The sequence below is a fragment of the Bradyrhizobium sp. AS23.2 genome (genome assembly GCF_001908185.1).
Classification (GTDB): Bacteria; Pseudomonadota; Alphaproteobacteria; order Rhizobiales; family Xanthobacteraceae; genus Bradyrhizobium.
In genome coordinates this window covers 62824-82476 of the sequence record NZ_LGHM01000115.1, presented here as the reverse complement: position 1 = coordinate 82476, position 19653 = coordinate 62824, and the positions used below count along the sequence as shown (strand labels likewise).

Annotated in this window: 14 protein-coding genes; 12 read left to right on the top strand and 2 right to left on the bottom strand. The window is 60.3% G+C overall.

Features of this window, described 5'->3' with window-relative positions:
- Positions 1 to 838 precede the first annotated feature (838 nt).
- A complete protein-coding gene (locus tag AC630_RS24360; RefSeq protein ID WP_143198271.1) occupies positions 839 to 1099 on the top strand; it encodes a hypothetical protein in 261 nt (86 codons plus the stop codon).
- Positions 1100 to 1143: 44 nt separating this feature from the next.
- Here the strand turns inward: AC630_RS24360 and AC630_RS24355 are convergent, their stop codons facing one another.
- Positions 1144 to 1641, bottom strand: a complete 498-nt coding sequence (locus tag AC630_RS24355) for a HEPN domain-containing protein (protein ID WP_143198270.1) — start codon at positions 1639 to 1641, stop codon at positions 1144 to 1146.
- Positions 1642 to 2149: 508 nt separating this feature from the next.
- Here AC630_RS24355 and AC630_RS44180 point away from each other — a divergent pair.
- The 4 genes from AC630_RS44180 to AC630_RS24335 all read left to right on the top strand — a co-directional run bounded on the left by AC630_RS44180 (position 2150) and on the right by AC630_RS24335 (position 4966).
- Positions 2150 to 2887 (top strand): hypothetical protein, encoded by a 738-nt coding sequence (locus tag AC630_RS44180; RefSeq protein WP_074120972.1) that lies wholly within the window; start codon positions 2150 to 2152, stop codon positions 2885 to 2887.
- On the top strand, positions 2884 to 3084 hold the full coding sequence (locus tag AC630_RS24345; protein ID WP_074120971.1) for a hypothetical protein: 201 nt from the start codon (positions 2884 to 2886) through the stop codon (positions 3082 to 3084). Before AC630_RS44180 ends, AC630_RS24345 begins: the two co-directional genes overlap by 4 nt.
- A gap of 428 nt (positions 3085 to 3512) precedes the next feature.
- The gene (locus AC630_RS24340) at positions 3513 to 3914 is read left to right on the top strand and encodes a hypothetical protein (protein ID WP_074120970.1); all 402 of its coding nucleotides are present in this window, start codon (positions 3513 to 3515) and stop codon (positions 3912 to 3914) included.
- A gap of 506 nt (positions 3915 to 4420) precedes the next feature.
- Positions 4421 to 4966, top strand: coding sequence for a recombinase family protein (locus tag AC630_RS24335; protein ID WP_074120969.1), 546 nt, complete (start codon positions 4421 to 4423; stop codon positions 4964 to 4966).
- Between the two features lie 1142 nt (positions 4967 to 6108).
- On the opposite strand, the gene AC630_RS24330 is transcribed toward AC630_RS24335, so the two are convergent.
- The gene (locus AC630_RS24330) at positions 6109 to 6411 is read right to left on the bottom strand and encodes a helix-turn-helix domain-containing protein (protein WP_074120968.1); all 303 of its coding nucleotides are present in this window, start codon (positions 6409 to 6411) and stop codon (positions 6109 to 6111) included.
- A gap of 481 nt (positions 6412 to 6892) precedes the next feature.
- On the opposite strand from AC630_RS24330, the gene AC630_RS24325 reads away from it, so the two are divergent.
- The 7 genes from AC630_RS24325 (at position 6893) to AC630_RS24295 (ending at position 19652) form a co-directional block, all read left to right on the top strand.
- Positions 6893 to 7567, top strand: a complete 675-nt coding sequence (locus AC630_RS24325; protein WP_245330498.1) for a response regulator transcription factor — start codon at positions 6893 to 6895, stop codon at positions 7565 to 7567.
- 46 nt (positions 7568 to 7613) lie between these two features.
- Entirely contained in the window at positions 7614 to 7994 is a 381-nt protein-coding gene (locus AC630_RS24320) for a response regulator transcription factor (protein ID WP_074120967.1), read from the top strand.
- A gap of 553 nt (positions 7995 to 8547) precedes the next feature.
- Complete coding sequence (locus tag AC630_RS24315; protein WP_074120980.1) at positions 8548 to 14097, top strand: trifunctional serine/threonine-protein kinase/ATP-binding protein/sensor histidine kinase; 5550 nt, start codon at positions 8548 to 8550, stop codon at positions 14095 to 14097.
- Positions 14098 to 14226: 129 nt separating this feature from the next.
- Positions 14227 to 15237, top strand: a complete 1011-nt coding sequence (locus AC630_RS24310; RefSeq protein WP_245330497.1) for an ABC transporter permease — start codon at positions 14227 to 14229, stop codon at positions 15235 to 15237.
- Between the two features lie 53 nt (positions 15238 to 15290).
- The gene (locus AC630_RS24305; RefSeq protein WP_074120965.1) at positions 15291 to 16316 is read left to right on the top strand and encodes a sugar ABC transporter substrate-binding protein; all 1026 of its coding nucleotides are present in this window, start codon (positions 15291 to 15293) and stop codon (positions 16314 to 16316) included.
- Between the two features lie 75 nt (positions 16317 to 16391).
- The gene (locus AC630_RS24300) at positions 16392 to 18530 is read left to right on the top strand and encodes an ABC transporter permease (protein ID WP_083636367.1); all 2139 of its coding nucleotides are present in this window, start codon (positions 16392 to 16394) and stop codon (positions 18528 to 18530) included.
- Between the two features lie 12 nt (positions 18531 to 18542).
- Positions 18543 to 19652 carry an SMP-30/gluconolactonase/LRE family protein gene (locus tag AC630_RS24295; protein WP_074120963.1) on the top strand — a complete coding sequence of 370 codons (1110 nt, stop codon included), beginning with the start codon at positions 18543 to 18545 and terminating at the stop codon, positions 19650 to 19652.
- Position 19653: the final 1 nt, after the last annotated feature.

Sequence of the window (19653 nt, the reverse complement as noted above, 5' to 3'; positions counted from 1 at the left end):
ATTCCGCATCGCTCAGCCAGTAAGCCTGCTTTGCCATCCAAGCCTCCATGTGCTGGAAAGCTTGAATCACAATCCCTTAGTCCTGGGAATCCTTATTGAGTACAGACCCTAATGCTAGGATGCTAGTCGCCGCTGCCAATCTTGGTGTCCATCAAACCGGCAGCAGCTCAAACTGCCAAGCTGCACACCCGGCATGATCGTCACGAAAAGTGCCTCGCACATGATTGCGAGAGCGTATTCGTCCAAGGATAGTTGCCGCATAGTGCGCTGCTCGCGCGTGACTGACGCAAGCGAGTCTCAATACCGAGATGCACGAAAGGCTGTTGAACATTCGCAACAACAATGTTGCATCAGATTCTCAAGCTGATTTCTTGCGATCGATCGATTCGGAACAATCCTATAAGTCAAGCGCTGCTCGCGAGCTTGCGCCCTATGTGCGCCCGAAAGCGCACCATCCAAGCCTCTCATGCAGATTTGACTGCACGCGAGAGTGCATGCAACACGTTGTTTTGTCGTGATTTTTAGTGGAGAGAGGCTGGAGCGGGTGAAGGGAATCGAACCCTCGTATTCAGCTTGGAAGGCACATCCGATGGCATAATCGGGCTTCACGGCGGATCACCATAAGCCACCGAAAACATCTTATTTTACAGGGTTTTTCGACGTTTTCCGCAAATTATCGTTGCCCTTCAAACCTTTACTCACTCGGACCAACTTGCCACCAAACCAAAGTTGCCACCAAAAACAACAGTTCCGGCCATACATTTACGCAAGCAAATAAAACTGCGGTAAAATTGCTTTCGTGGCTGCGCGTGGGTGCGGCATAAACCGGAGAAAGAAAATGTCAGAAAACCGCTACGCGATGTTTCGCAACTTTATGGCGAACGAATTGCAAATAACTCGTGAGGACATCAAGCAGTGGACGGCTGAAGCGGTTGCAGCGGAAGTGAAGCGCCAGATGGGCCAAATTGACGTTCAAGGCATAATCATGCGCAATGCCAAGCTTTCGTTTGACGACCAGCAAGCAGTCCGTCGCATTGTGGCGGAACTGGTAGCGAAGGATATCGTGCTGACCATGCAGCCTAGGCGTGCTGACGCCTAGACTTCCGCAAAACGCTTTTTCGCAGCCGCCCGTGAGGCGGCTTTTCATTTTGTGAGTAACGCCTTATACGCGACCGGCTCAATATTTGGAATGACAGCTTCAAGAAACGCGAACAGCGTTTCCTTTCCTGGGTATCTTTTCGTACCTGTCACGCGGTACTCAAGTTCTTTAGCCTGATAGTAGTGATTTAATAGGTCGATGGCAGCCAAGTATTCTTGAACTATCGGCGACACGGAATTTGATCTGGCGGCGATTACCCGGCGCGCTGTCTTCGTCAGGTTGTGGCCAAGTTTCTTCTTTAGTGTTCCTGGACTGGTCCCGTTCGCCAGCAGAAACGACTTCAGCGCCAACTCTATCGAGTGTCCGAGAAGGTAGTAGGTCGGTCGCTGAACCTTCCAAACGTCCGAGTCATGCAACTGCTTTGCAGCCGCCAACATCTCTTTAGCGTCTGTGAGCAGCCCCATTGCTGTTGTTCGATTATCGTCCGATATCTCATTCATTGGTGAAACTTTAGGTAGAGAAATTGCCACCATAGTTGCCACCAACGATTCTTGCGACAAAAAAACTGTCGAGTAAGCCGTTGAAATGATTGGAGCGGGTGAAGGGAATCGAACCCTCGTATTCAGCTTGGAAGGGTGCCGCAGGCTGAATATTTTCAATGCCCGTTCGGACAAAACAGCTCAAATCTCTGCACTGAGCAATAACGACAATCCTAGCTTGTCCGAACCGGGGAGCCGGTGATGGTGCCCCCTCCCCTCAACCGCCGCCCTGCCGATCGTCTGCACGACATCCGCGAGCAGATGCGCGTTCGCAGCGCGCACGACCGCGCCGGTGTTCGCAGCGCCGGTTCAATCAAAGGAGACCAGACCCATGAACCGAACGATGAGAGGATGCTTTAATGCCACCGGAAAAGCTGAAAGGCCGCCCCTCGAATGAGGTAGCGGCCCTTCAAACATGTTGTCTCGCCAAAGAACAACACCAACGTCCCCTAAATAGTCCGACCACTCACACAGCGCAAGCATCAGCCGCACAAAATGCGGAGGTGCTGCGATGAATCAGCACGAAGACGAGGCGCGCGTCATCCGCGCCCGCAGCAGGCTCAAGGAGGCGCGCAAGTGGTTCACCTATCGCGGATGGACCGAGCTGCCGCATGACGACAGAGGACGTAGCATCCCCCGCTGGGGCGCCGATCATGCTTGGCTCGCCAACCCCGACAACCCGATGCGGTCAGTCCGCAACTGGTGCCGCTGTTGGGGTAAACGGTTCAGCAAGGCCGAGCTTGACCGCATCATCGCCGAGACCGAGACCTCAAACAAAAGATGGAACGCTGATCAGTGCGCCATGGTGCTCGGCATCACCGTGAGCGACCGCGAAATGCTCGGCCTGCGTTTCCTCGGTGCCTGCGACGATCTCAGCTACGAGATCCGCCTCGGCATCAAGCGCGAGAAGGCCGCGGCCCGTGCGCGCAAACACCGCGCCAAAAACAGCACCGGGCGCAAGCGTGGCCGGCCGGCTCTAGCACTGTCGGAACAAGACAAGTTGGCGCGCAAAAAGGCGCAAGATTCCGAGCGTGCTAAGCGCTATCGAGCGTCACGCAAAAATGCGTCACGCCACATAAGTAATATAGGTAGCGTGACGGAATTTAGCGTGACGCGGACACCGTCGGCATTCGCGTCGTTCCGCGCCGACGCGATCGAGCCGCCGAGCTTCAATCTCGCGAAGTTCGGCATCACCGCCATCCAGATCCGGCGCGGCCGCGACATCCTCTCGACGTGGAGGCAGCCATGACATGGATCCAGACCATCGACGGGGGCTGTGTGAACGCCTCGTTCGTGATCCGCATCGAGCGAACGGACGACGACGGCTCGACGTTGCACATGACGGACGGAACCATCGTCCGGTCGAACGCAATATTCAAGGTCATCCGCGGCGAGCTGGTCGAGGTCACGCCGATCGATGACGATGATTCGGACTGTCCGTTCTGACGAGGAGCGCGGCGCCCATGCGTCCGCGCGGGCTCACACGAACAAAGTGCAAGATTCGCACAAATAACAGGCATGTGCCTGTTCGTAAGTTAGTGGATAGGTCGGTTGTGCGTTGCGTCGAGTTGGCACCCGGGTGTCCAATCACCCCTACGTGCTCACGCCGATTCGTGTGCACGGAGAGGGACAGGAAACCGGCGCCCCTGACAAAGGCTTTAAAAACCGGCTCCTGACCCCTCGGCGCTACTCCCGCTGGTGACGGCTCAATCAGGTTGCGACTGAAAGAGCCGTCACCATTCCGGTGAATCGTCGTACGGTATTCCTACCGAAAACTTTGGTAAAGCCGCCCTTGACGTGCCGGGTCGGCTTTTCCCGCCCGGCGAGGGTTTCGCGCCACGGTGGATCTAATGCGCTCCTGGGGGGGAGCAATTATGGATGGGTCATTTCTTATCGTGCTGGTGATCGCTGGCGGATGGTACCTGTGGCAGCGGTCGAGAAATGTGAATCGGCCGAAGGTCGCCAATGAGCGGCTAGAGAAAGACAACCGCCTGTATCGGAACATCAACAAGGGGATGCGAGAGTATCACTGGCGCGAGCGCGACCAACCCTTGTGGCGAGCGAAGCACGGCGAGAAGGTGTTCGAGACTGCTCACCTTCAGGCTTTCCACCTCGACCACTTCGCCGAGACCAGGGTGGGCTTCTATTTCAAAGACCTCGACGAATACGGGATGTACAGCTTCTTCGCCGGCAACGGTGACGATTTCATTGAGAGCTATTACCGGACGGACCACACGTTCCAGAAGGAGGGGATGCTACTGCACGATGATGACTGACGGCGTAACATCCAAAACAAAAAATACACTTCCGACGGCCGAGAAACAGACACGTCCGTGCGGGATTTTTTCCTATTCCCCCGGGCTGCGACTAGCGGACCAGCAGGACTGCGATGGCTGAAGCGAACCCCAGCACTAATAGGCTGGCGGCTGTTACCGTGACCCAGTCGATCGACGGGTTGTGGGGAAGGTGAATGCGCATGACGGCCTCCACGCATTAGCACCCTAAATCAATCGGCAATTTTCAAAGCGGTTCCCCTGCACGTCGGCTTGTCGGCCTGACGACCGGCCGCCCGTCGGATCCGCCGATCTTGCGGCCGGCCGCCCGGTGCCGCTGCGCTCCCCGCCGGGGTACGTGGGAGGCGAGTGGTACCAGCCTCAACAATGACGGCCGCGGCGAATGGTTCCGCTATTTGCAAAACTCCTAAGTTTCACAAAAAAGTTCTGGACAAGGGGAATCAACGGCTTATGCTTTGCGAAAGTTACTTGCGAAACTGGAGGCGGAAATGGCAGTCCTCGCATACGCCCGCGTCTCGACCCAGGATCAGCATCTCACCGGCCAGCTTGAAGCCCTCAAAGCGGCCGGCGCCGAGACCATCTTCAAGGAGAAGATCAGCGGAGCCCGGGCCGATCGGCCGCAGCTCGCGAAGCTTATGGCCGTGCTGCAGCCCGGTGACGTCGTGTTGGTCACGAAACTGGACCGCCTCGGCCGCAGCACCCGCGAGCTGCTCGACCTGATTGAGCGTATTGGCAAGGCCGGCGCCGCCTTCCGTAGCCTCGGCGACCCCTTGTGGGATACGTCCAGCTCGCAGGGGCGGCTGCTCTCGACGTTGCTGGCCGCTATCGCGGAGTTTGAGCGCGACCTGATCCGCGAGCGCACCGGAGAGGGCCGGACCCGCGCCAAGGCCGCTGGCGTAAAGTTCGGCCGCAAGCCGAAACTGTCGGAGTACCAGCGGAAAGAAGCGCTGCGGCGCCGAGCTGCAGGCGAGACGCTGGCGGAGATCGCGAAGAGCTACGCGGTCGACATCAGCATGATCTCGCGCCTCCGCTAGCAAGCCGCCGACTCGCGGTGTCGAGACCGCGACGCATTGACGGCTGCTATCACTGGGTGTTCCATCCAAGCCTTGGCCGCGCGGTCCCGCGGGAGTGGCAGCCATGGTAAAGAACATCGTAGCCGGATGCGTCGCAGTGGCTCTGATTGTCATGGCCTTGATTGGCTACGCCCAAAAGCACCATGAATGTTGGAACGGTCACGTGCTCAGAAATTGGCGGCACGCGCACGTGCTCATAACCCGAGAGCCATGCGGGTCCGTCAGCCCTTCAATTTAGGAACCACTTTCCGCTGATCGCCTCGCCAGCCCGCGCTCGCGGGCCGTCCAGCGCGTGGCGTCTCTCGGCCGGCCTTCGGTGCCGGATTCCGGCAGGCCTCTCACCGGCCTCCGCTGGGCCTCTGCGGCCGGTCACCTTGGAACCTGACAAGCACCCATAAGGTGCAAAACAATAGTAACATCAATGTGTTATCGATTCCGATGCTGCTTCGCATATAAGCGAACATATGGCGAACGATTCACCAATCCCGAAAAGCCGCGGCTGGCGCCGATACCATGAACTCCGCGCCCAGGATCAGGCTGCTTAGGACGAGATCGAGCGCGGCCTGATCGATGGTCTCGGTCGGCCGGCAACCATGGCTGATCGTCTGGCCTGCGAGCAGATCGCGTCCTTGACCATCTGGGCTCGCATTTTGGAGCGGCGCGGCTCCTTCAGGGATCCCGCGCTACCTTTCTGTTGCCAGACCTTGCGGATTGATGCACCGGCATTGAGTTGAGTTCGCCCGCGCGCCTGGTGGGCTTCCCTGCCGGCCCCGATTGGCTGGCCGCGATGACAAACGCCCCGTTCTGTCCCCTGCCCGAGCCAGAACGCGTAAGGGCACTCCCGCCGTCCCCTTTCCATCGGCAGCAGGGAGTAAGCGGCATTTTCGGACCCGTTTTTGAGGATTGGGCGGGGCGCCCCTCGAGGGCCGGCAGATGGGTTTCCTGCGGGATCCTTCGGCGAAGTACGGCGAACCCGATCTCCTCAGGCGAGCTCTCGCGAAGTGCAGCTTCAAGACGATGGTCATAGAGCTCTGTGGCACTCGATCGCGGGTCTTGCAACTGCGCCCAAGGGAGAACGGTGCGGCAGGTGCAGCTCCTCTTTCTCAACCTTCACGGCACCATCGGTAGCCACGCGGCGACATGCCGACATGTTGCCGGAAACGGCGCGCGCAGTGGCTTTGATCTGCAAAGCCGGTGGCAAGCGCAATTTCTGATAGCGGCATATCGGTGTCCGACAGGAGTCTCATCGTGCGTTCAACCCGCTGCCGGATCAGGTAGTCGTGCGGCGTTGTTCCAACCGATTGCTTGAACGCACGCACAAAGTAGCACACCGAAAGGTTCGCAAGCTTGGCCAGCGCTTCGACACTGATCCGCTGATCAATATTGGTGTCGATGTGCTCGCGCAACCGTCGGACCACCCTTGGTGGCAATCCGTATACGCAACAGGCGCTATCGGATCGGCGCGATCCGTCAGGTTGACGTTGAAGGGTCGTATCCGGAGATCAGAAATCCCCTCCAGAGTGAACGCGCGCGGCGCCTGCACCGAATACTTGCCAGTTTCTTCGTTCGATGTTCTGTGCGTGACAGACCTTCCCATCCGAATGATCCGCTTTTGGAGGAGCCTTGCGCAACTCGCGTCTCACTAGACTCGTCCGCAACGTGAGCGGAAGGATGTTGGACGCACCGCCGCGCGCCAATCGTGCATTGGTCTAACCCATTCACACTTCGGTATGGATATCGCGAAAGAGAGGGACCTGCGAGAAAGGCGAGCCCTCCAGCTAACTCTGCTCGCCCTTTCGCTGAAAATTGGACAAAGACGCAAACCATCGGCACCGATTTGCGTCACCTATACCTTCGTGCGATGACAATGCCGTCCGAGGCTTTGCTATGGATGAATCAACCTACTGCCGGCAGGAACATGACATGGCCCAGGCGCCAGAGAAGCCACCCATTGTGCATATCGTCGACGACGATGATTCGCTGCGTTATGCGCTGTCCAGCCTGTTGCGATCCGTTGGGCTAGATGCGCGGATTTACGGCACCACCCAGGAATTTCTGCAGTCTGACTGCCTGGAGGCGCACGGCTGCATCGTTCTCGATATCCGCTTGCCCGGCATAAGCGGCCTGGACTTCCAGGAACAGCTCGCCGGGCTTGGCATACGCCTGCCCGTGATCCTGATGACCGGACATGGGGACATTCCGATGTCGGTCCGGGCCATGAAGGCAGGTGCAGTCGATTTCCTGCCCAAACCGTTCCGCGATCAAGACATGATCGACGCGGTCACGATGGCAATCAACCGGAATCGAAAGCAACGCGAGAAGGAAACTCAGTTGCTCGCTATCGGCGATCGCTACGCAACCCTTTCACCGCGTGAGCGGGAGGTCATGGCGTTGGTGACTGCGGGCAGGCTGAACAAGCAGGTCGCGGACGAGCTTGGGCTGAGCGAAGTGACTGTCAAAATTCATCGTGGCGCCGCAATGCGAAAGATGAGGGCCCGTTCTCTGGCCGACCTAGTTCGCATGGCAGATGCCCTGAAGGAAACCAAAGGCACGGCACGGTGAGAGATGATTCGCCGGCCGATACAGGCAAATCACAGCGGAGGCCTGAATGGAAATGCGCAGGGCGACCGAGTATTTGATTTCGATCGTCGACGATGACGAATCGATGCGGGACGCGCTGGTCGGCCTGGTCCGGTCGCTAGGCTACGACGCCCGCGGCTTCACATCTGCCGAGGACTTCCTTGCGTGCAACGATGTTGCACGATTCGCCTGCGCAATCACAGACATCCATATGCCGGGCATGAGCGGCTTCGAGCTCAAACGCCAGCTTGACGAGCGTCACGGCGGCGCGCCGGTGATCATGATCACCGCCCGATCCGAGCCGGGGTTAAAGGAAAAGGCCATGACCAGCGGAGCATGGTGTTTTCTCCGCAAGCCGTTTGAAACGGAAACGCTCGTTGAATGCCTTGAGAAGGCGTTGAGAAGATAGCACCTCCAGATTCGTATCCCGGAAATCTTCGCTGACCTGTGCCCTAGGCGCTTGCGATGAGGAGGCCGGCAATGAGCCCCGGGATGCGGGCGCCAAGGCACAGTTTCCGGGGTCGCCTTCTTGATCGTTTTAGACCATTTTGGGCAATTTTGTACAAGGCATGCTGCCGCCAATCGCCGATATGATGAAGGCAATACGCTACTGGTCAGCAACGAATCTCACGGGCATGGTCGGTACAAGCTGCGAAGCAACGAGACACATGAGCGCTGAATGGATTTCTCCAGCCACGTAGGCGATGTGTTGCGGCGGGACGATCGCATCCCCTGCCCGCCTAAGCGTGCCTGGGCGGCGCAATTCGTTGCGGTTGCGCAGTGCAAGGAACGCCGATTCAACAGCGTCAACCGCCGTCCGATCGCCTGCGGTGGCGATCGCCTAAAAGCTGTATCGCCAGACGGTTTCGCCTATGCTAGCAACCGAGCTCCGTTGTGCCGGGCGGACGTAATCCGCTGTAAGATCGGCTGGCTACCCCCGGCTTGATGGTGGAGACTTGCAGTTGAAGCCATCTTCTCGTCTCGACACTGAGAGGGATAGCGGGTCTCGGGTTCTGTGGGAGAACGATGATTTCGCCTTCTCTCGAGGATGGCGCCGAAGCACCGACGACCATCGCAGTGCCGTGCTGGAGGTGCGGCTCAATGAGGAGCGCCCGCATCCCGCCGCCCTCGCTCGTTTAGCTCACGAATATGGATTGCGGGACGAACTGGACAGTGCTTGGGCGCTGCGGCCGCTCGAGCTTGTCAATGATGACGGACAGCCGATCCTGGTGTTGGAGGATCCTGGCGGAGAGCCACTCAACTGCCATCTCAGCCAGCCCATGGAGATGGGTAGCTTCTTGCGACACGCCGTGCGCATCACGGCGGCTCTCGGCAAGGTCCATCAGCAAGGCATCGTACACAAGGATATCAAGCCGCACAACATCCTGATGAATCCCGGGTCCGGCGAAATCAGGCTGACCGGTTTCGGAATCGCTTCGCGGCTTCCGCGCGAACGCCAGGCGCCCGAGCCGCCGGAGACGATCGCTGGCACGCTGGCGTACATGGCACCGGAGCAGACCGGACGGATGAATCGGTCGATCGACTCCCGCAGCGATCTTTATGCGCTCGGGGCCACCTTCTACCAGATGCTCACGGGTCAACTTCCATTCTCCGCGTCCGACCCGATGGACTGGGTGCACAGCCATATCGCGATGCGACCGATTGCACCGGCGGAACGGCTGCAGGACGTTCCTGACGCCGTCTCGAAGGTGATCATGAAACTGCTCGCCAAGACGGCGGAGGACCGCTACCAGACCGCAGCGGGCCTGGAGAGCGACCTGCAGCGATGCCTCGCTGCATGGGAGGCTCAACGCCGGATTGAGGAATTTCCCCTTGCCGCGCACGATGTGCCCGACCGGCTGGTGATTCCGGAGAAGCTTTATGGGCGCGAGCGGGAGATCGAGACCTTGCTCACCGCCTTCGATCGCATCGTCAAGAGCGGCGCGCCGGAGCTCGTGTTGGTCGCCGGATATTCCGGTATCGGCAAATCTTCGGTGGTCAATGAGCTGCACAAGGCGCTTGTGCCGCCGCGCGGGTTATTTGCGTCCGGCAAGTTCGATCAGTTGAAGCGCGACATCCCCTATGCGACGCTCGCGCAGGCTTTTCAGAGTCTGGTGCGCCCGCTACTCAGCAAGAGCGACGCTGAGCTCACGCATTGGCGCGAGGCGCTGCTGGACGCCCTTGGTCTGAACGCTCAGCTCATGGTCGATCTCGTCCCGGAATTGAGCCTTATCATCGGCGATCAGCCACCTGTGCCCGAACTTCCGCCCCAGGACGCACAACGGCGTTTCCAACTGGTGTTTCGGCGGTTCATCGGCGTCTTTGCCCGGCCCGAGCATCCGCTGGCACTTTTCCTCGACGATCTGCAATGGCTCGACGCGGCGACCATCGAACTGCTGGAAGATCTGTTGATCCGCTCGGACTTGGCGCACCTCATGTTGATCGGTGCCTACCGAGACAATGAAGTCGATGCCGCGCATCCGCTGCGGCTCAAGCTGGACGGTATCAAAGCGGCCGACGGAAAGGTCGCCGAGATCACGCTTGCGCCGCTCGCCCGGAAGCATCTCGCGCAGCTCATCGCCGACGCCCTTCGCTGCGAACCGGAGCAAGCCGCGCCGCTCGCCCGACTGGTGCATGAAAAGACCGGAGGCAATCCGTTCTTCGCCATTCAATTCTTCTCTGCGCTCGCCGAAGAGAAGATGCTCTCCTTCGACTACGAGTCCGTTCGCTGGTCCTGGGATATCAAGCGTATTCACGCCCGAGGATATACCGACAACGTCGTGAACCTCATGGTCGGGAAGCTCGCCCGCCTGCCGGTCGAAACGCAAAAGGCGTTGCAGCTTCTTGCCTGCTTCGGCAATAGCGCCGAGGTCACGACCGCTTCGATCGTCTTCGCGACGGACGAGGAGCAGGTCCACGCAGCCCTATGGCCCTCCGTCCGCCAAGAGCTGGTCGAGCGCCAGCCGGACGCCTACCGCTTCGTCCACGACCGCATCCAGGAAGCGGCCTATTCGCTGATCCCGGAAGAGCAACGCGGCGACGTTCACCTTCGCATCGGAAGACTGCTCGTCGCGAACATACCTGTCGAAAAGCGCGACGAAGCGATCTTCGACATCGTCAATCAGCTCAACCGAGGCGCGGCCTTGATCACGTCGCGGGAAGAGCGCGAGCAACTGGCCGAATTCAACCTGCTTGCGGGCAAACGAGCCAAGGCCTCTACCGCATACGCCTCGGCGCTGACCTATCTGGTCACAGGTGCGGCACTGCTGTCGGAAAGCTCATGGGAGCTCCGGCACGAGCTGATGTTCGAGCTCGAGTTGCACCGCGCGGAATGCGAGCACCTAATCGGCGACCTCGCGATGGCCGACAGGCGGCTCACGACCCTCTCTGCTCGCGTCAAGACAGTCGTGGATCAGGCCGCGGTCACGGCAGCACAGATGACGCTCTACACGACCATGGGACGCCTGGACATCGGAGTGTCGGTCTGTCTCGAATTCCTCGCGCGCAGAAACATCCACTGGTCACCCCATCCGACCGACGAGGAGGTGAAAGACGAATACGATGCCTTCTGGCGACGGCTCGGGACGCGCACTATCGAGGAGCTCATCGACCTGCCGCGGATGGTGAATCCGGAATGGCGCGCGACGAGCGACGTTCTCATCTGGGCGCTCTCACCGGCGTTCTTCACGGACCAAAACCTGCACCGGCTGATGGTGAGCCGCATCGCCAACCTCAGCCTCGAACACGGCAACAGCGATGCTGCCCCGTTCGCCTATGTCTGGGTGGGTGCGTACACGGGATTCGTCTTTGACGACTACCGATCCGGATTCCGCCTCGGAAAGCTTGGCTTCGATCTCGTCGAAAGACGTGAGCTGACGAGCTTCAAGACGCAAGTCTATTTTGGCTTCGCGAATTTCATCCTCCCGTGGTCGAGGCCGTTCAACGAAGTCGTGGATTTGCACCGGCGTGCATTCGCCGTCGGTCAGGAAGTCGGCGACTTGACCTACGCCGTCTATGCGTGGAAGAGCGTGATCTCCGGTCAGCTCCCGGCCGGCGTTCCGCTGCCCACGGTGCAGCGGGAGGCCGAGAGCGCGCTGACATTCGTGCGAAAGTCCAAATTTGTACTCATGATCGACGTCGTGACCATCCACGTGCAGCTCGTTCGAGCGCTGCGGGGGTTGACGACCGGTCTGTCCTGCTTCAGCGACGCTGAGCTCGACGAGCGGACGTTGCAGGCCAGGATGGAAAACGACGTTGGCGGCCGGGCCATCGCCCTATGCTTCTACTGGATCCGCAAGTTGCACGCGCAGATTATTGCGCGCGATTTTGCCGCCGCGCTAGCGACCGCAGAGAAGGCGCGGGTACTCCTTTGGACGTCACCCGCTCATCTGGAGGTCGCCGAATATCATTTCTATGCGGCCCTTGCTCATGCAGGACACTGCGATGGCCAATCCGGCCCCGAACCAGGACAACACTTGGCGCAGTTGCGCACCCATCACGACCGGCTGACGGTCTGGGCGGCGAACTGCCACGAGAACTTCCGTGATCGCGAGGCGCTGGTCGGGGCCGAGATCGCCCGCATCGAAGGCCGTGATGTGGACGCCATGCGCCTCTACGAACAGGCCATCCGTTCGGCCCGCGCAAGCGGCTTCGCTCACACCGAAGCGCTTGCCAACGAACGCGCTGCGCAGTTCTACGCGGCGCGTGGTTTCGAGAAGATCGCGAATGCATATCTGCGGGACGCGCGATATTGCTATCTGCGCTGGGGCGCGGACGGCAAGGTGCGGCAACTCGACGAGCTGTATCAGCACCTTCGGGAGGCAGACCCAGCATCCGCTCCGATCGGCGCGACTGGGACGACCACCACCGTCGAAAACCTCGATCTCGCGACTGTGATCAAGGTGTCGCAAGCCATATCAGGTGAGATTGTCTTCGAAAGGCTGCTCGACACGTTGATGCGGACTGCAATGGCTCAGGCAGGCGCCGAACGGGTCGTCCTAGTTCTCGCTCCGGGAACCCAACCACGAACCGCCGCGGAAGCCACAACGACCGGTGGTACCGTGACGGTGCATTTACGCGACGAGCCCGTGACCGCGGCGACGCTCCCAGAGTCCGTGCTCCGCTACGTCCTGCGCACCCGGGAGAGCATCATTCTCGACGATGCGGCGGCGCAGTCCCTGTTCGCGGGGGATCCATACATCCATCAGTGCCAAGCCCGCTCAGTTCTCTGTCTGCCGCTGCTCAATCGAGCCGAACTGATCGGCGTGCTGTACCTTGAGAACAATCTGGTTCCTCGCGTCTTTTCGCCTGCCCGAATTTCCGTATTAAAGCTGCTAGCCTCGCAGGCCGCGATCTCGCTGGAGAATACCCGCTTGTACCGCGATCTCGCGGAGCGCGAAGCGAAGATCAGGCGTCTGGTCGAGGCTAATATCATCGGGATCTTCGTGTCCGATATCGAAGGTCAGATGATCGAGGCCAATGACGCGTTCCTGCAGATGGTCGGATTTGACCGCGAGGACCTCGCCTCCGGGCGCTTGAATCGCACAGATCTGACCCCGCCGGAATGGCACGAGCGCGACGCACGGACGGTGGCGGAGGTGAAGACGACCGGCACCGCGCAGCCCTTTGAAAAGGAATATTTCCGTAAGGACGGCAGCCGCATCCCAGTCCTGATCGGCGTCACCGCATTTGACGAGAAGCGAGACGAAGGCGTCGGCTTCGTGCTGGACTTGACCGAGCGCAAGCGGGCGGAAGCCGAAGCCCGCGACAGCGCGCGCCGCTATCACGAGGTACAGATCGAACTCGCGCACGCCAACCGCGTCGCCACCATGGGGCAACTCACGGCCTCGATCGCTCACGAAGTGAAACAGCCCATCGCAGCCAGCGTCACCAACGCCAGCGCGGCGCTGCGCTGGCTGGATCGCCAGCCGCCGGACATGAAGGAGGTGCGGGAGGCGCTTGCGCGCGCCGTCGCCGGCGGCAATCGGGCGGGCGAGGTCATCGATAGGATCCGTGACCTCGTCAAGAAGGCGCCTCCACGGAAGGAAAGCCTGGCGATCAACGGAGCTATCCTTGAGGTGATCGAACTCACCCATGGCGAGGTGACAAAGAACAATATCTCCGTGCGGATGCGACTGGCCGAGGCTTTGCCGCCGATTGCGGGAGATCGGGTGCAACTGCAACAGGTGGTGCTGAACCTGATCATTAACGCCGTCCAGGCCATGAGCTCCGTCGGCGACGGGCCGCGCGAATTGCTGATCAGCACCGAGAAGACCGAGTCCGCTGACGTGCTCGTCGTGGTGCGGGATTCAGGTCCCGGACTGGCGCCGGGAACTTTCGAGCACGTTTTCGAGGCTTTCCACACGACCAAACCGAGCGGCTTGGGGATGGGACTCTCGATTTGTCGTTCGATCATCGAAGCTCATGGTGGGCGACTGTGGGCGAGCCAGAACCTGCCGCAAGGCGCGTCTTTTCAGTTCACCTTGCCGACCTCCCCCATGGGTTCGCCATGACCAGGCGCCGTCCCTTGCAGAGATCGACCGATCATGACAACGCCGCAAGAGCGCCGCCGGGAAACGATGCGATGCCCTTGACTCCAGCCTCGTCCGTCGATGGCGAGCCGCGGATCGTGGAGGTGCGTCGTGCCCCCTGATTCCCGGCTTGCGCCGGCGAACGGCCTTCGCTTCAACCTGGCGAGGCCGAGCCAGGAGCAGATCGTCCTGTTGATCACCATCGCCCTGCTGATTGCCTTCAGCTTGACGCTGAAGGGATTTGCGACGCTGAACAACCTGCTCGATCTGCTGCGCAGCATTTCGATCCTTGGCATCCTCGGCGTCGGCATGGGGCTGATCGTGATCAGCCGCGGCATTGATCTCAGCGAGATCGCGATCATGGCCGCTTCCTGGTCGATCGCGCTGATCGAGATGCAGCAAGGCATGCTGGCCGGCTGGGCAAGTATCGTGGCGCTCGGACTCGCGTTGACGGCCGGCGTGGTCAACGGGGCCATCGTGGCTTTCGTCGAAGTTCCGGCTTTGCTTGTCACGCTCGCTACAGGCTTTGCGATCTACGGTCTGGTGCTCTGGTTCGCGCCCGCCTATGTCGTCTATGCCCCGAAAGACGCACCCGCGCTGCTGTTTCTCGGTGCCGGCCGTGTTGCCGGCGTTCCCATGCCGATCTTCGTGTTCGCATTCTGCGCTATCGTCATGCACCTGTTCCTGTCGCGAACTTCGATTGGCCGCTTCGTCTACGCGCAAGGCGACAATCCGGAAGCGGCGCATCTGTCGGGCGTGGCCATCCGGCCGCTGATCGTGATCGAGCATGTACTGGTGGGACTGCTCGCCTGGACAGCAGGCCTCGTCTGGATCGGCACAACCGGCAGCATGCAGATGGCGATCACGCAGGGAACGATGATCTTTGATGTGATACTGGTCGTTGTGATCGGCGGAATCAGCCTGGTCGGCGGACGCGGGGGGATGTTCAGTGTAATGGTGGGTTGCGTCCTGATCGGCACGTTGCTCAACGCCTTCACCATCATGGATATCAATAGCGAGGTGCAGAGCATCATCAAGGGAATCGTGCTGCTGGCGGCCATCGTACTCGACAATCGGCTGCATCCCCGCGACGAGGAGACTGCGCGCCAGGGAGACTTGTAGGTAGCCGATCGAAAAACGCCGAGAATTCGCTTCAAACCAAGGAGAGAAACTGAATGAGAGACGTGTCTAGCAAGTGGATGTTCGTCGTGATGGCCTCTGCGCTTGCCGCCTCGCCTCTAGCAGCGACTGCGCAGGAGGAAGGCGGTACCAAGACCGCCCGCGAGTTGCGCGCCGACTACGACAAGTCGTTACGTGGCAAGACCATCGCCTATCTGCCGATCGCGCTCGGCATACCGCTGCAGGATGAATGGGGACGCGTGGTGCGGGAAGAGGCCGAATGGCGCGGCATGAAGTACGTGGTGCGGGACCCCAACAACAACCCATCGGCCATGCAGCAGGCCCTGACGGCGCTTGTCGATCAGAAGCCTGACGTGCTGATCGTGCAAAACCCGAGCGTCACGCTTCTGATGAAGGATTTAAAGCGGGCGGAAAGCCAAGGCACCCACGTCATCCAGATCAACATGGCCTCAAACTACAAGTCAGGCGCCTTTGTCGGCGCCGATTGGCGCGAGGTCGGCAAGATGCTCGCGACCGATGTGGTCGCCCAATGCGGCACGGGCTCGGGAAAATCCGGCAAGGTGCAAATCGTTCAGGGTGAACTCGCCGCGGCGGCCAGCGTGGATCAGGTGGGCGGCATCATGGAAGTTTTCGGCAAGGATCCGGCCATCAAGGTGGTTTCCAACCAGGCAGCGAATTGGGACGCCAACACCGCCCTCAACATCACCGCAACCGTCGTCCAGCAGCACCCGGACCTCTGCGCCAGCATCGGCTTCTGGGGCATCATGGAATCCGGCGCCGCGCAGGCGATCCGCAACGCCGGCAAGACCGGCGACGTGAGGGTCTATGCTTCCGGCGAAGGCTCTCAGCTCGACTGCGACCAAGTCAACCAGGGCAGCTTCTACAAGTTCCTGAGCTACAAGGCCACCGAGCAGGGTCACGATCTGATCCTTGCCGCCGAAACGCTGTTGCAATCGGGAGAGAAGGCAGGGACGAAGCATCTCGTTTACTTCACCCGCCCGGTCTGGCTCGACAAGTCCAACGCCAACGGCGCCAACTGCTTTGCGCTTCCCAAAAAGTGATCGTTTGGATTTTCTAGTGGCGGCCCGCGATCATGCGGGCGGCCACTAGCATTTTGTCTTTCGAAGATTTTCGTGATGTCGACAGCGATGGACTCGTTTTCAGCTTCCGTCAGGCGGTTCTCGCCCAAATTGCTGTTGTCCGACTTACTCCTGAAACAGTGGTTCGAGCCGGTGATTCCCTTCACCGTGATGATCGCGCTATGGTTCTATTTCGCGCTCACCATTCCCGACTATGCCACGCTGCAAAACACGCTCTCGCTGCTACGGCTGTTTGCGGAGTTCGACCTGGTGGTGCTCGCGATGGGTTTTTGCCTCATCAGCGGCGGCATCGACTTGAGCGTGGGCGCGATCTTCGCATTCTGCAATTTCTCGGCGCTCTACTTCCTGCTCGTGCTCGAACTGCCAGTCGGGCTCGTGATCCCCGCCACGTTGGCCGTCGGCGTCGCGCTCGGCAGCATCAATGGCTTCCTGATCGGTTTCCTGAAGACCCGGCCGTTTCTGACCACGTTGGTGACGCTGATCATCCTGCGGGCCTCGGTCAACCTCCTCAACACCAGCTACGCACAGGTCTTCGCTACCAGCTCGGTCGACAGCGACGCCTGGGACTTCCTCGGCGTCGGTAGCGTGATGGGCATTCCGATCAATGCCGTAGCCCTGTTTGTCACTCTCCTGATCTGCCACATCTTCCTGTCCCGCTCACGCTATGGCCGGCATCTCGCCGCTGTCGGGGCCAGCCGCAAGGCAGCGCGGCATGCCGGCATCCGCGTCCGGCTGATTCTGTTCTTCACCTATATTCTTTCCGGCACTCTTTGCGCGGCGGCTGGCATCTTCTACGCCGCGCGGCAATCGAGCACGGATTCCACGACTGGCGTCGGATGGGAATTCCAGGCGCTCACTGCGGCTGTGCTCGGTGGAATATCGCTCGGCGGCGGCAAGGGCACGGTCTGGCGCGCGACGATCGGCGCATTGATCATTTTCCTCATGATCAACGGCCTGGTGCGGATGGGAATCCCCGGCTACACCACCTCCGCCGTAATTGGCATCATTCTACTCCTGGCCGTCGGCATCGATGTCAGATGGTCGAAGAACCGCCGCAGTGCGATAGAGAATATCTACGTCAATCCGGCATTCATTGCGCTTTCACCGGCACCTTCGGTCCAGCCGGATTCCGCGTCATCGTATGCGCAGAATGACCGCCTGATCAACGCAGAGCCCATTGGCCTCGATCAGGTCGCTGGTCCGGAAGACGTCATCCTTGATCGCCAGGATCGTGTCTACGGCTCGACCGGCGACGGCAGCATCATCCGTTTCTCGGGTCTGAACTTCAGGAATCGCGAGGTCTTCGCGCATATCGGCGGTCGGCCGCTCGGCATGCAGTTCGATCGAGACGAAAATCTGATCGTCGCCGTTGCCGGCATGGGGGTGTATGGCGTCAAGCCGGACGGAGAGGTGTTCAAGGTCACCGACGAGACCAACCGTACCTGGTACAAGCTCAACGACGATTCCACCTTGCGCATGGCCGACGATCTCGACATCGCGCCCGACGGCAAGATTTATTTCAGCGACTGCACCACTCGCTACGAGATGGCGACACATGTCCTCGACATCCTCGAGGCGCGTCCCAATGGCCGCATCGTCTGCCACGATCCGGCGGCGAAAACCACGCGCACCATCATCAGCCAGTTTTATTTCCCGAACGGTGTCTGCGTGTCGCATGACGGCAAGTCGCTACTGATTGCCAGTACCACTCTCTGCAAGATCTTCCGCCATTGGCTTGCCGGCCCGAAGCAAGGCAGGACCGAGGTCCTGATGGACGCGCTACCGGGAAACCCCGACAACATCAACCGCGCCTCCGACGGCAATTACTGGCTGGCGCTCGTCGGCATTCGCACGCCGACCTTTGACCTCGCCGCCCAGAAACCCGGCTTTCGCATGCGTATGGTCAAACAGGTGCCGGTCGACGAGTGGCTCGCGCCGGCGCTCAATCATGGCTGCGTGGTCAAGTTCAACGAACAAGGTCAGGCGCTGGAATCCTGGTGGGACCCCACCGGTATTTCGCATTCAACGCTAACCTCGATGCGCGAGCACAAGGGCTATCTCTATCTCGGTGGTCTTCAGAACAATCGCATCGGTCGGATCAAGCTCGATCGTGTCGACGAGAGCTGGACCGGCTATGACGCCTATTGGGGCGCAAAGAGCAGAGCGAGCGGGTAGGCGAAAGTGGGAATGTTCGATCATCTCTTGCGGAACATCCGCAGCGTTATCGACCGCGGCAACGAGCAAGCCGCCATACCGCCGCTGGACGGCGCGCTCAGTCCCAATGACCGTCTCGATGCCTGCACACCGATCGGCGCCGCCCTGCCCGGCCTCGATGACGTCGTGGTCGCCCACGACGGCTCACTGTTCGTCTCGGCGGGAAGCTCGGTCCTCAGGTTCTCGGGTACGGGCTTTGCAACGCGTACGCTAGTTGCAAAATTCGACGGCGATGCTGGCGGGCTTGCGATCCATCCCGACGGGCGCCTCCTGGTCTGTGTTGCCGCGCGTGGGCTTGCTGCGATCGATCCTGCAAAACCCCGGCCGCGCTGGCTCGGCGCCGTCGACGGTCACGTGCTCGCCGGTCTTCAGTCGGTGACAGTGACGTCGGGTGGTCGAATCTTCGCGGTGGAAGGAAGCACTGCGAGGAAACCCGACGCATGGCGTCACGATCTGATGGAGAAGCGACGGAGTGGCAGGTTGATCGCCTGCGACGCTGCGCTCGATGGCGCAACCACGGTATTGAGCGGCCTCCGATATCCGTACGGGTTGGCGGTTGCGCCCGATGACGCCCAGCTCTGGTACAGCGAGAGCTGGGGCCACTGCGTCAGCCGCATTCCTCTGTCGAACAAGGGCGTGGCGCAGCCGGAGATCGTGTTGCGCAACCTGCCCGGCTATCCCGCCCGCCTTCGCGGCGACGGGCGCGGCGGCTTTTATCTCGCGCTGTTCGCGCGGCGCACCCATCTGATCGAATTCGTCCTCAGGGAAGACGATTTTCGTCGGGAGATGATCGCAACCATGCCGCCGGGCCACTGGATCGCGCCAGCCTACGCCAGCGGCAACGATTGCCGCGAACCGATGCAGATCGGCGGCGTCAAGGCGCTCGGTATCCGAAAGCCCTGGGCGCCGCCGCGATCCTACGGCCTGCTCATGCGCATTGATGCCGAAGGCGAGACCATCGACAGCATGCATAGCCGCGCTAGCGGCCGGTTCCACGGCATTACCGGCGCGTGCGCGACACCGCAAGGTACGGTGATTGCAGCGCGGGGCGCTGGCCAACTGCTCTTGAGCCGGGAGATTTGAG